Origin of the sequence: Ligilactobacillus pobuzihii E100301 = KCTC 13174, assembly GCF_000349725.1 — a bacterium.
Taxonomy (GTDB): domain Bacteria; phylum Bacillota; class Bacilli; order Lactobacillales; family Lactobacillaceae; genus Ligilactobacillus; species Ligilactobacillus pobuzihii.
Genome location: NZ_KB714693.1, coordinates 113,375 through 125,670, shown reverse-complemented (window position 1 = coordinate 125,670; position 12,296 = coordinate 113,375). Strand labels below are relative to the sequence as shown.

The 12,296-nt window shown below is 37.3% G+C and carries 13 protein-coding genes; 10 read left to right on the top strand and 3 right to left on the bottom strand.

Translation table 11 applies throughout. The features are described from left to right. The first annotated feature begins 260 nt into the window (after positions 1-260). The 5 genes from LACPOB_RS0104680 to LACPOB_RS0104660 all read left to right on the top strand — a co-directional run bounded on the left by LACPOB_RS0104680 (position 261) and on the right by LACPOB_RS0104660 (position 5,308). Positions 261-1,196, top strand: coding sequence for a phosphate/phosphite/phosphonate ABC transporter substrate-binding protein (locus tag LACPOB_RS0104680; protein ID WP_017867674.1), 936 nt, complete (start codon positions 261-263; stop codon positions 1,194-1,196). Positions 1,197-1,375: 179 nt separating this feature from the next. Continuing rightward, positions 1,376-2,161, top strand: a complete 786-nt coding sequence (phnC, locus tag LACPOB_RS0104675) for a phosphonate ABC transporter ATP-binding protein (RefSeq protein ID WP_017867673.1) — start codon at positions 1,376-1,378, stop codon at positions 2,159-2,161. After that, the gene (phnE, locus tag LACPOB_RS0104670; protein ID WP_017867672.1) at positions 2,154-2,948 is read left to right on the top strand and encodes a phosphonate ABC transporter, permease protein PhnE; all 795 of its coding nucleotides are present in this window, start codon (positions 2,154-2,156) and stop codon (positions 2,946-2,948) included. Before phnC ends, phnE (LACPOB_RS0104670) begins: the two co-directional genes overlap by 8 nt. Then, positions 2,945-3,748 carry a phosphonate ABC transporter, permease protein PhnE gene (phnE, locus tag LACPOB_RS0104665; protein ID WP_017867671.1) on the top strand — a complete coding sequence of 268 codons (804 nt, stop codon included), beginning with the start codon at positions 2,945-2,947 and terminating at the stop codon, positions 3,746-3,748. Before phnE (LACPOB_RS0104670) ends, phnE (LACPOB_RS0104665) begins: the two co-directional genes overlap by 4 nt. Then, positions 3,749-5,308 (top strand): bifunctional metallophosphatase/5'-nucleotidase, encoded by a 1,560-nt coding sequence (locus tag LACPOB_RS0104660; protein ID WP_017867670.1) that lies wholly within the window; start codon positions 3,749-3,751, stop codon positions 5,306-5,308. A gap of 221 nt (positions 5,309-5,529) precedes the next feature. On the opposite strand, the gene LACPOB_RS0104655 is transcribed toward LACPOB_RS0104660, so the two are convergent. The 3 genes from LACPOB_RS0104655 to LACPOB_RS0104645 form a co-directional block, all read right to left on the bottom strand. Then, on the bottom strand, positions 5,530-6,072 hold the full coding sequence (locus LACPOB_RS0104655; protein WP_017867669.1) for an RNA 2'-phosphotransferase: 543 nt from the start codon (positions 6,070-6,072) through the stop codon (positions 5,530-5,532). Between the two features lie 349 nt (positions 6,073-6,421). Then, on the bottom strand, positions 6,422-7,099 hold the full coding sequence (locus LACPOB_RS0104650; RefSeq protein ID WP_017867668.1) for a DUF4867 family protein: 678 nt from the start codon (positions 7,097-7,099) through the stop codon (positions 6,422-6,424). A 22-nt stretch (positions 7,100-7,121) separates the two neighbouring features. Beyond that, positions 7,122-8,069, bottom strand: coding sequence for a hexose kinase (locus tag LACPOB_RS0104645; protein ID WP_017867667.1), 948 nt, complete (start codon positions 8,067-8,069; stop codon positions 7,122-7,124). Between the two features lie 419 nt (positions 8,070-8,488). Here LACPOB_RS0104645 and LACPOB_RS0104640 point away from each other — a divergent pair, with 419 nt between their 5' ends. From LACPOB_RS0104640 to LACPOB_RS0104615, 5 genes are all read left to right on the top strand, one after another. Further along, entirely contained in the window at positions 8,489-8,992 is a 504-nt protein-coding gene (locus LACPOB_RS0104640; protein ID WP_017867666.1) for a PTS sugar transporter subunit IIA, read from the top strand. Between the two features lie 31 nt (positions 8,993-9,023). Continuing rightward, a complete protein-coding gene (locus LACPOB_RS0104635; RefSeq protein ID WP_026142752.1) occupies positions 9,024-9,332 on the top strand; it encodes a PTS sugar transporter subunit IIB in 309 nt (102 codons plus the stop codon). 75 nt (positions 9,333-9,407) lie between these two features. After that, positions 9,408-10,817, top strand: a complete 1,410-nt coding sequence (locus LACPOB_RS0104630; RefSeq protein WP_017867664.1) for a PTS transporter subunit IIC — start codon at positions 9,408-9,410, stop codon at positions 10,815-10,817. A 60-nt stretch (positions 10,818-10,877) separates the two neighbouring features. Then, entirely contained in the window at positions 10,878-11,120 is a 243-nt protein-coding gene (locus tag LACPOB_RS0104625) for a hypothetical protein (RefSeq protein ID WP_017867663.1), read from the top strand. 341 nt (positions 11,121-11,461) lie between these two features. Then, entirely contained in the window at positions 11,462-12,223 is a 762-nt protein-coding gene (locus LACPOB_RS0104615; RefSeq protein WP_017867661.1) for a DeoR/GlpR family DNA-binding transcription regulator, read from the top strand. Positions 12,224-12,296: the final 73 nt, after the last annotated feature.

The window sequence follows — 12,296 nt, the reverse complement described above, 5'->3', positions numbered from 1 at the left end:
GATTTCCCCCAGGGAGGTCCTTTTTTTATTGTATTATTTGGCAAAACATCATTTTGCCAAATGAAAAATAGTTCACTTATATAGTAATTAATACAAATGTATATCGTTTTCATACATTTTTATTTTATAAAAATAGAACTATTTAAACTATACAATAAAAAATATTCGTTTTTTATCTTGCGTAGCACAGCGCTTTTTGTTTATAATATTCTTTGAACAGAAAAGTTCACAGCAAACAAATTGAAGTGGAGGAAATTTGAATGAAGTTTTTTAAGAAAGCTGCAATTGTTGCTTCTTGTCTTTTATGCGCGGTTAGTTTAGCAGCATGTGGTAATTCTAAGGGCTCTAAAGATTCAGATACATACACACCCAAGGAATTGACTGTACAGTTTGTACCATCATCTAATGCAACTACGATCGAGGCTAAAGCCAAACCATTGGAAAAATTATTGAAAAAAGAATTAGGTATTCCAGTGAAGGTTAGTGTATCAACTGACTACAACACGATCGTGGAAGCTATGGGATCCAAAAAAGTTGATGTGGGCTTTTTACCACCCGATGCTTATGTTTTAGCTCATAAGCAAAATAATGCTAAGGCTATTTTGCAGGCTGAACGTAAACAAGTTGTTGGTGAAGATGAACATGAAGGCGATAAGAATGTTGATTATTATCGTTCACAGATTTTAGTTCGCAAGGACAGTGGGATTAAGGATCTTGATGATTTAAAGGGTAAGAAAATTGCTGTTCAAGATACAACATCAACAGCTGGTTGGATCTTCCCAGCAGTTGAAATGTACAAACATGGGGTAAATATCAATAAAAATGGTATTAAAACAGCACAAGTTAAAGGACATGACCAAGGAGTTCTGTCTGTTTATAACAAAAATACTGATGCTGCGTTTGTTTTCCAGAGTGCTCGTGGTCTGGTTAAAAAAGATGCGCCTGATGTTTATGACAAGGTCGTACCAATTTATGAAACAAAGAAGATCCCAAATGATACGATCACGGTCCGTGGAGATATGAATGGAAAATGGCAAAAAAAAATCTCTAAGGCTTTCAAGGACGTTGCTAAAACAAAGAAAGGCCATGAAATTATTTCTAGTGTCTATTCGCACGAAGGTTACACCGATTCGAAAGACAGTAACTTTGATGTTATTCGCGAATATGGCAAAACAGCAGAAAAATTAGACAAATAAAAAAGAGTAGAAAACCGTACAGATGGTAAATTCTAACTCGTCTAAGAAAGTAGTTTTATTTTATGATATAAGCGGATGTTTTTAAGCAGTGAATTTAAAATTTTAAAAGAAGGGGCAGAAACAGCTATTTTTTGTTTCTGCTCTTAGTTATATCTAACGGCATGAAGGGTGGATTTAAAATGAACGATAGACCGGTTATGATCGAATTTGATAACGTACAAAAGGTGTACCCAAATGGAACGGTCGGATTAAAAGATATTGATTTGAAAATTTATGAGGGTGAATTTGTTGCCGTAGTTGGTTTATCTGGCGCCGGGAAAAGTACCTTATTACGTGCGATCAACCGCATGCATGATGTTACTGGCGGTGATCTAAAAGTCGATGGTCAATCGATCGTTGGATATAAAGGAAAAGAACTTCGCAATTTGAGACGAAGTATTGGGATGATCTTCCAGGACTTTAATTTGGTGAATCGTTCTAGTGTTAGAAGAAATGTTTTATCTGGCAGAGTAGGGTATTATCCGACTTGGAAAAGTTCTTTAGACTTATTTTCATCTGAAGATAAAAAACGTGCACTTGATTCTTTAAATCGTGTGAATATGACAGAAAAATTATATACCAGAGTTGATGAACTTTCAGGCGGACAACAACAACGTGTAGCTATCGCGCGCGCTTTGATGCAAGATCCAAAAATTATGTTAGCCGACGAACCGATCGCCTCACTTGATCCACTAACAGCTACAGCAGTAATGGACGACTTGTTGAGTTTGAATAAAGATTTAGGTATCACTGTGCTAGCTAATCTACATTCTGTACCATTAGCGATGAAGTATGCGGATCGGATAGTTGGTCTGCGTGCAGGACAGTTAGTTTATGATAAACCGATCGCTGAAGTTTCTCAGGATGATTTTGAGGGTATTTATAGTGAAAATGAGGCTGTAAAGGAGGGTGCGCTAAATGGATAAAGATTTACTTCCTAAACGCTCTTTTGCACAAAAATATCACGTTAGAGGAATTGGCGGAACAATTCTATTTTTCTTTTTACTATGGGGATCTGCTGTTATGACAGGAGTTAATTGGGGTGATTTTTTTACAAACTTAGACCAGTTTTTCGATCTATTGAGTCGCATGGCACATCCTGCGTGGGATTACACCAACATTGTGATTCAACCGATCATTGAAACGATTCAAATGGCTTTGATCGGAACTACCATCGGGACACTGATCGCTATTCCTTTTTCAGTTTTGGCAGCCCGGAATTTGGTTAAAAACCCAATAGTACGTGGGATAATTCGTTTTATTTTAAACTTGGTTAGAACTTTACCGGATTTGTTGTTAGCAGCTTTATTTGTAGCAGTTGTAGGTATTGGGTCGACTGCGGGGGTTTGGACTTTAGCTGTGTTTTCATTTGGAATGATCTCTAAATTGTTTTATGAAACGATCGAAACGATCGATGATGGACCACTTGAGGCCTTAAGAGCGGCAGGGGCTAATAATGTGCAAGTCGTTGTGTTTGCCGTGATCCCACAAGTTCTGAATAGTTTTGTGAGCTATTTTCTATATACATTTGAAATCAACGTACGTGCTTCAACAGTGCTGGGTTATTTAGGTGCGGGTGGTATTGGTGTGTACTTGCAACGCTCCTTGTCTTCGTTTAGATATGACCAGACAGCTGTGATCGTGATCGCGATCTTACTAGTTGTGATCGTGATCGATGCAGTTAGTAACAAATTAAGGGAGAGATTGCAATGACAGAAATCAGCAAAAAACAGAATTTTACGGCTCGTTATGGCTGGATATTTTGGGGAATAATAGTAGTTTTTCTTTATATATGGTCGTTGACAGGCTTACAATTTAGTGGCCTACAAGAATCAGCTGGTGAGGTTTCTAAATCGATCATAAATGGTTTGTTCCATCCAGAGTGGAGTTATTTTTATGACGGTAGTGGCGAAGATCTGTTCAGTTTGATCATTCAAACACTAGCAATTGCCTTTTTAGGAACGTTTGTGTCTGCTATTTTAAGTGTTCCATTTGCTTTTTTTGCAGCGCGTGCGCCTAAAGAAGGAAAGTTTCACCCACGTTCGACTAGTGGCAAATTTGTCTTAGTGTTCATTCGGACATTTCCCGAACTAGTTTTGGCGATCATGTTTATCAAAGCCGTAGGTCCTGGTTCATTTGCCGGTGTGTTAGCTGTTTCTATCCATTCGATCGGAATGCTAGGTAAATTATTTGGTGAAGCGATCGAAAACATGGATCGTGGTTCTGAAGAAGCAATTCAATCTGCTGGTGGTAGTAAGGCGGATATGTGGTTGTTAGCAACTATGCCAACGATCATGCCTGAGTTTTTATCGTATACACTTTACCGTTTTGAAATTGCAGTACGTTCTGCTTCTATCTTAGGTATGGTTGGTGCTGGTGGGATCGGGACGCCCCTATTGTTTGCGATCCAAACTAGAAATTGGTCACGTGTCGGGATTATTTTGTTGGGGATCATTGTGATGGTAACGCTGATCGATTTGATCTCAGGCTCGATCAGAAAGAAGTTAGTTTAAATGAAAATTAGAATTTTGTCTACAAGTGATGTTCATGGTTATTTTTATCCGACAGATTTTAGTACAGTTGATGATCAACATGAACTAGGTTTCTTTAAGGCTGCAAGTTTGATTAAACAAAAAAGAAGACAAGCAAGCGCAGACGAAATTGTTTTATATATTGAAAATGGTGATATTATCGAGGGCTCACCGATGGACGCGTATGCCTATAATACTAAAGACCAGACTAATTATTCGCAAAAAATCGTCTCTATGATCAATAGTCTTACACCAGATGCAGCCGTTTTAGGTAACCATGAATTTAATTATGGTTTAAACTATTTGAGTGATGTTTTCAAAAAAAGGACTTATTCTATCCTAGGTGCAAACATTAGTGGGCCAAATGCAAAAAGGATCATTGATGCCTCGTATCGAATTATTGAAAAAAAGGGTGTTAAACTAGCGATCATTGGTTTGACCACACAGTTTATCCCCCACTGGGAAGATCCTAAAAATATTGAAGGGTTGCACTTTGCATCAGCTCTTGAAACTTTAAAAAAAATTGTCAGTAAATTGCGTAACCAGGTCGATGTTTTGATAGTGGCTTATCATGGTGGTTTTGAAGCGGATCTAGACAGTGGTGTTCCTACTGAAAAATACACTGGTGAAAATGAAGGCTCAGCTATTTTACGAGAAATTCCAGAAATCGATGCGTTAGTGACAGGGCATCAGCATCGTCGTGAAGCAGGACTAGTTAATGGAATCCCAGTGAATCAGCCCGGCTATCGGGGGAGCGATGTGGGGGAAATAGTATTAGAGCTTAATGATGATAAACAGCTCATTCAAAGTTCTGCGCAATTACTATCAGTCGACAAATATGACTTACCAACAGATCTGAAAGAAATTGCCGCAGATTGGTATGAGGCCACCCAGGCATGGCTAGATCAACCGGTTACTACGATCTCAGGAGATATGCGGCTCACTGATCATATGGCTGCGCGATTGTATGGACATCCTTATTTGGACTTAGTTAATCGAGTTCAAATGGATGCAACGGGGGCAAAAATCTCAGGGACATCCTTATTTAACGATGGTGTGCGAGGTTTCGGCAAGAATGTAACTGTGCGTAATGTGATGAATAGTTATGTATATCCTAATACCTTAGTAGTTGAAAAAGTAACTGGTGCTGATTTAAGAGCGGCGTTAGAACGTTGTGCTTCATTTTTTGAATTGGCAGATGATGGATCGATCAAGGTTTCGTTTGCATTTAGGACACCCAAGGTAGAATTTTATAATTATGATTACTATACTGGAATTGATTATTCCTTTGATTTAAAAAAGCCTGTGGGTCACAGAGTCGGGCCTATTTTTTTTGATGAAGCCGAATTATTAGATGAACAAGAAGTAGAAGTGGTATTAAATCAATATCGCGGAGTTGGCGGTGGAGATTATTCGATGTTTGGTGCAGATAAAATTGTGCGTGAATATGCTGATGATATGCCAAAGTTGATTATTCAATACTTACAAAACCATTCAGAAATTGTGGCTGAACAACCACATAATTTACAGATCATAAAATAAAAGAGTGAGAGTGAGACAAAAGATGTTTTGAAGTCGATTTGTAACGATGATCCTTATTTTGGGTCGTAGCAAAGCGAAGAATCAGAATAAGGATCGTCGTTATAGTAAGGATTCAATCTTTTGGAACACGTTTAAGGGCCGTCGATTTAACCCATTTAATGGGATAGATCAACGACCCTTTTGGAATCGCACCGTTAGTTATGTCCCAGCTCCATTTTTGATTATTCCGGCAAGATGAATTGAGGTGGCAGGTAGTCTGTTAACCAAACCCCACTTTTGGTTGGATAAAATAAGATACCTGCAGATGCTGCTTGTTGTGATTTGATTTTTAAAATAACAGGGTGTGGGTCATGACGTTGACCAACTTGTTGGGCATTTTGAAAATCAGCCGATAGGTGAACAAAGGAGCGTTCCATTTTTTTGAGACCGTCTTGCATAATTAAACCAGCTGCCAAATGTGAAGTACCGTGATATAAAAACATTGGAGGTTGGCTTTTTTTAGCCAATGGTTTGACTGGGACACTGTGACCGTATAGTGCACGAATAGTATTTCCTTCGATCGCAAAACGTTGTTTATTACTTTGCGCGGAAATTTGAGCGATCTTTTTTGTATCGATGGGGGTTTGATAATGTTGGTTGAACTTTTGAATCAATTCTTTAAGATCGACTCTTCCAAATTGGTCCAAGGTGATCCCGATCCGTTCAGGCTCATGACGCAAAATAAAGGACAATTTTTTACTTAGTCTAACTAATTGTTTATCCAAGTTAGTGCACTCCCTTTTAAAATGTTTTATTCAAAACTTAGCATAATACATATTTAACACTTAAGCGACAAAATAGGCCTTCGATCTAACCAATTAAATGGGTTAAGATCGAGGACCCTTAAACGAGATTGGGACAAAACAATGTTCCAATCTCTTCTTTTGCTAATAATAATCAAATTATCACTTGTAATTTTTGTAGCATAAACACGTTTCAAAAGCTTGAATCCTCAATGTAATGCCATTTACACCATTCCTGTCCTGCGCTTTGCTACGGCCAAAATTAGCGTAAACAACGTTACACACCGGCTTCAAAACGACTTTTGTCCCGCTCTTTCTTTAATAGCTATTTCTACTTTAATGGAACTAATTCAATCAAATCACCGGAAACACCAATTTGTGCCCCTTGTTTAATTTTGTCAGTTCGTGATTCATGAACGACTTGGAATTTATTTTTTTTGACGATCCGCGGATTGTTAGAATGGAAGTTTTCTGGTAGTGGTTGATTAGAACCAGCTGGTAACATCACAATGATTTTAAAGCCGCTATTGTCAACCTTGATGGGACTATAGTGCAAAGTATCGCTGTAAAATTCAACGACTGTTCCACGTGGAACAAAAAATAGCTCGCCTTGTTCTTTGGCATTAAAGGTACCATTTTCTTCCAGGATATTCCGTTTACCTAAAACCATGACTACATCAGTCAACATCACATTTAATTCACTACCCTGGTGGTATTCGACTGCTGTAAAGTTTGATGATTGACCAGTGCATTCACCAGCTTCAAAAGGCATCCCGGCAAAAATATCAGTTGCGATAGTTTGCATTGAAGGGATCTTTTCTAATTCTGCATTTGAAGGTACGTAAATGTTGCTAGTTTTGTCGATGGTGATGTTTTCGTCCATGTATTTCATCACATCTGTAACGTCATAGTTAGTATAAATTTTGCCATATTTAGTAAATTCTGGATCTGAGATTTGTTTGATCGTGTAAGTTGGGTTTTGTTTACAGATTTTTTCGTATTTATTCAAAGTTATTCTTCTTTCCGAGTGACTAATTTAATTTTTCAACAGAAACTTTAGCAAAGTATTCATCAAATAATGCTGGATCGATATGGCCTGTTTCTTTTTCCATTGTATTTAACATACCAGTTGTCATGGCGGTCTTTAAAACATCAGGGATGCTTTCTTTACGGTTGATTCCAACTGCTAAACCAGCGACAGTTGAATCACCGGATCCGACAGGGTTCACAGCATTGATTTTCGGTATAGAAACACGATAGATCTCTTGGCCAGCTTTAGCTAAGGCACCATCTTTACCTAAAGAAACAACGACCCATTCTAAGTCAGTAAAGATGTCTTCAGTTAATAATGCTGTTTGCAAATCGGATAAACCTGCTAATTTACGTCCGACTAGTTGAGCGATCTCTTCTTGATTAGGCTTGATCAATAACGGTTTGTTTTTTCCGGAAATACCGCTTAATAGTGAATCTCCTGATGAATCAAGGATCACTTTAACGTTTTGTTTGGCGGCAGCTTCTATCATTTGGGCATAAAGGTCTGTTGTAAAACCTTGAGGTAGACTGCCTGAAATGGTGACTAAACTAACTTTATTCAATAGGTCAGCAAAATGCTGCATAAATTCGGTTTGTTGTTGAGCAGTCAAAGTTGGTCCAGCTTCTAAAACTTCTGTTTGTTGTCCATCATCGTGTAAGATCGCGATACAATTCCGTGATTCTTGTGGAATATGGAGGAATTCTTCTTGTAACCCAACTTCATTTAACTGTTTAGAGATGTAATCACCGATCGTTCCACCTAAAACACCACTAGTTGAAACAGGTTCATTTAGTTGATGAATGACACGTGCTACATTTAAACCCTTACCTCCAGCTGTTTTTGTGACGCTAGATACTCGGTTAACTGTGTCGATTTTAAGATGATCTAAGGGATAAGAGATATCTACAGACGGATTCATGGTGATCGCTAAAATTTTATTTGACATAAAAAACCATCCTTGTTTATTAATGTTTTTAATTGTTTATTCAAAGCTAAAAATATCATCAGAACGAAAATAAGTCAAGGAGAACTGGAAATATGACCTAACATGACCTAACATAAATAGGCTTAGATGTTCTCGGTTTCATTGCTAATTTATAAGCTGCTTTTACTAAAATAATAAAATAAAAGCTATTTAAAATTAATGAAGATTAATATTAAAAATGTTTAATAATGATAGAAATCATTGAAAGGGAGATAAAAAACGATTTACTTCCTATAATAGCGGCAAGTAGCGTGGTTTGTTGTACACAACTCAAAGGGAAAGCCTTTTCAAATTAGTGGTTGACATTCTAAAAAAAACGCTATAATATTAGTTTGTAAACATTATTGAACAAAAATAAACAAGAAAGGAGATCGTGACAAGTGCAAGCGGAGAAAGAGGAACCACTTTTTGTTGAAGACACAGTCTATATTTCTTCAAAGACAACGGCAGAAGAGGTCATTAAAGAAATTTCAGACAAGTTACTTGAAAAGGGGCTGGTCAAACCCGAATTTTACGAAAATGTGATCGGGCGTGAAAAAGATTATCCTACCGGGATCGATCTAGGGGTTGTGAATAAAGATTTACCGAATATTGCTATTCCTCATACAGAAGGCGAATTTGTCAATGTTCGTCGAGTGATCCCAGTTCACTTAGAAAACCCAGTGACATTTAAAAATATGATCGATCCTAGCTCAAGTATGGAAGTGAGGTTTTTGTTCATTATCTTGAATAATGATCCAGAAGGGCAGTCGAATATCTTAGCTCAAATTATGAACTTTTGTACAACGATTTCGGCTAATGATTTGGGCACATTTTTCAAGAGCACAGATACGAAAGCAATCTATCAGTTTTTAAATAGATCATTTGCTGATCAAGATATGTAAATAAGTTATTTAATATTTTAAGGAGGAATTTATTATGATCAAGATTTTAGCAGCATGTGGTGCAGGAGTTAACTCAAGCCATCAAATCAAAGACGCTTTAGAAAGAGAAATGGGCGACCGTGGGTATGATGTACAGTGTGACGCAGTTATGGTCAAAGATATTACTGAAGATAAAATCAGTAATTATGATATCTTTACACCGATCGCCAAGACTGACTTAGGCTTCACACCTTCGATCCCTGTAATTGATGCTGGTCCTATTTTGTACCGGATCCCTGCAATGGCAAAGCCAGTTTATGACAAGGTTGAAGAAACTATTAAAGATAAAGGACTGAAATAAGCGTCCTTTTTCGCAATAAGGCATTAAATTTTTAAATAGCAATAATTTTATATATATAAAGGAGTGAAACTTTTAATGCAAACTATTATTGATGTGGCCAACAAAGTGTTCCAGCCGATCATTGATTTGGGCGCTGCTCCGATCATGCTGATCATTTTAACATTACTAGCTTTGTTGTTCGGAGTTAAGTTCTCCCGTGCCTTAGAAGGTGGTATTCGTTTAGCGATCGCTTTGACGGCTATCGGTGATATCATTAACTTACTAACGACTGCATATCAGAAACCATTGAACGACTTTGTTGAGTCAACTGGTATTCACTTGTCGATCACCGACGTTGGCTGGGCTCCATTGGGAACGATCACTTGGGGTTCACCTTATACTTTGTTCTTCTTACTGATCATGATTTTGTTAAACGTTTTGATGTTAGTCTTAAACAAGACAAATACGTTGGACGTTGATATTTTCGATATTTGGCATATTTCCTTTACAGCTTTGATGGCAATGTATTTTGGTGCAAACCTCTTTGTTGCAACGCTTTTGATCTTGTACATTGGTGCTTTGAAGATCGTTAACTCTGATTTGATGAAACCAACGTTTAATGACTTGTTAGATGCACCGGATGAAAACCCGATGACTACAACCCATTTGAACTACATGATGAACCCAATTATCATGGTATTTGATAAGATTTTCGACAAGATCTTCCCATGGTTAGATAAATATGACTTTGACTCAGCTGAATTGAACAAAAAAATCGGTTTCTGGGGTAGTCATTTTGCCATTGGTGTTTACTTAGGTGTCTTCATCGGTTTGTTATCACAACAAGATGTTAAGACCATTTTAACTTTGGCCTTCACAGGTGGTACATGTTTGGAACTATTTAGTTTGATCGGTTCATGGTTTATTGCCGCTGTGGAACCATTATCACAAGGTATTTCTGATTTTGCTAATAAGAGATTTAAAGGTCGTACATTTAACATTGGTCTTGACTGGCCATTTATCGCTGGTCGTGCCGAGGTTTGGGCTGCAGCTAACGTTTTAGCTCCTATTATGTTAGTTGAAGCATTGGTACTTCCTGGTAACCACATTATGCCTTTAGGTTCTATCATTGCGATGGGTGTTACACCTGCTTTGTTAGTTGTTACTCGTGGTAAGATCATTCGTATGATCGTTATTGGTGCAATTGAAATGCCGATCTTCTTGTGGGCTGGTACATTATCTGCTCCATTCATCACTGGTGTTGCCAAAAATGTTGGTGCATTCCCTTCTGGTGTTGGTTCAGGTACACAAATTGCCGAAGCTACTAAAGAAGGACCTATTGAACAATTCTTGGCTTACTTAGTCGGTAAGGCTTCTGACGGACAGATCGAGTTTATTATTTATGCAGCTCTTGCCTTGATCGCATATGGCTTGATCTTCTGGTGGTACGCAAAACAAATGAAGAAACGTAACGCTGAATATGCTGCTGCTAAAGAAAGCAACTAAGTTAGTTACGAATAATTTTAGTAATAAAGTTTACTTGTTAAAGAATTAGAGGTGATAATCATGAAAAAAGCAACCGATAAGATGTCCAAACGTGCTAATCTTATTTTGTGGGCAACGATCGTAATTGTTTCAAGTATTATTGCGACGGCGTTTCCTAACCCAATAGTAGAAACTGCTTCAACGATCATTGCATTATATGCTCTGTATAAAACCGTTGGTGTTCCAAAATCGTATTATAGACGTGTTGAACGTAATAAAAGAGAACATGAGAAGTATAAGAGCGAACGTCAACAACAAAATTAAAATTATCGGTCAATGCATTTTCCATGGTTTTTCACGAAATCAGGTCATGTGAATGGCTGATAGGAGGGTGTCGTATTAATTTACGGTATCCTCTTTTTTATTAAAAAAGTTTATGAATATAAATGTTTACTTATATTTTGCTTGAAATTAAAAAAACATCATCAATATTATTTAATATACCGCTAAAAAAAGACATCATACACTGATTTTTTATTGTCATTTAATAAAAAATAAACAAACAAAAAGACACAAAAAACGTTGACTAAAGTCTTTTTTAGTGCTAATTTATACATGTAAGGAACATTAACAAACAAAAACAACCATAAAAGGGAGCTGCTAGCATGTTAAAGAAAGAACGGCTGATGATGCTACTTGATATGGTTAACCAAAACAGCATTATGACCGTTAATGACCTAATTGGTAAGCTGGGGGTTTCCGATATGACTATCCGTCGTGACCTTGACGAATTAGCGGATAGCGGTAAGTTAGTTAGGATACATGGCGGAGCTCAAAGTGTTGCGAGCAGTGATGCAACTGAGCTATCTCACATTGAGAAAAAGGAATTGCACCTTGAACAAAAAGAACAAATTGCTCAACGTGCTGCCAAGATGATCAATGCAGGTGACACGATATATATTGGACCTGGAACGACTCAGGAACTGATAGTTCATTACGTTGATGATATTGCTGATTTGAGAGTTGTCACTAATAGTTTGCCAGTCTTTGAATGTTGGCAAAACAAAAATGTTGATTTGATTTTAGTTGGTGGTAATTTTCGTGAACGGTCAGGAGCTTTTATTGGTGGTTTAGCCAGCGACACTCTAAGAGATTTGAAATTTAATAAGTCTTTTGTGGGTGTGAATGGCCTCCATAATGAAAGCATGATGACAGCGAATACTGAAGAGGGTAGCGCCCAAGCAATTGCTGTTAATAATAGTCTGACAAAAATCGTTTTGGCTGATCGTTTCAAAATAAATCGGGATGATTTCTATCAATTTTATAACTTATACGATGTTGATTATTTGATCACTAATGATGAGTTAAATGATGAAACAGTCTCACATTATCAGCAGTATACAAAAGTTATTTTAGCAAAGGAATAAATAGAGTGGAGTTGGTAGTTGTTATCACACACTCTTAAAAATAATAGTTGGATCATTTAAATAATGGTTTAAC

Coding starts and splice junctions, on each gene's coding strand:
- LACPOB_RS0104630 (WP_017867664.1), top strand. CDS start 9,408: ATGCAAACTATTATTGATGTGGCCAACAAAGTGTTCCAGCCGATCATT.
- LACPOB_RS0104660 (WP_017867670.1), top strand. CDS start 3,749: ATGAAAATTAGAATTTTGTCTACAAGTGATGTTCATGGTTATTTTTAT.
- LACPOB_RS0104680 (WP_017867674.1), top strand. CDS start 261: ATGAAGTTTTTTAAGAAAGCTGCAATTGTTGCTTCTTGTCTTTTATGC.
- phnE (WP_017867671.1), top strand. CDS start 2,945: ATGACAGAAATCAGCAAAAAACAGAATTTTACGGCTCGTTATGGCTGG.
- LACPOB_RS0104625 (WP_017867663.1), top strand. CDS start 10,878: ATGAAAAAAGCAACCGATAAGATGTCCAAACGTGCTAATCTTATTTTG.
- phnE (WP_017867672.1), top strand. CDS start 2,154: ATGGATAAAGATTTACTTCCTAAACGCTCTTTTGCACAAAAATATCAC.
- LACPOB_RS0104645 (WP_017867667.1), bottom strand. CDS start 8,069: ATGTCAAATAAAATTTTAGCGATCACCATGAATCCGTCTGTAGATATC.
- phnC (WP_017867673.1), top strand. CDS start 1,376: ATGAACGATAGACCGGTTATGATCGAATTTGATAACGTACAAAAGGTG.
- LACPOB_RS0104615 (WP_017867661.1), top strand. CDS start 11,462: ATGTTAAAGAAAGAACGGCTGATGATGCTACTTGATATGGTTAACCAA.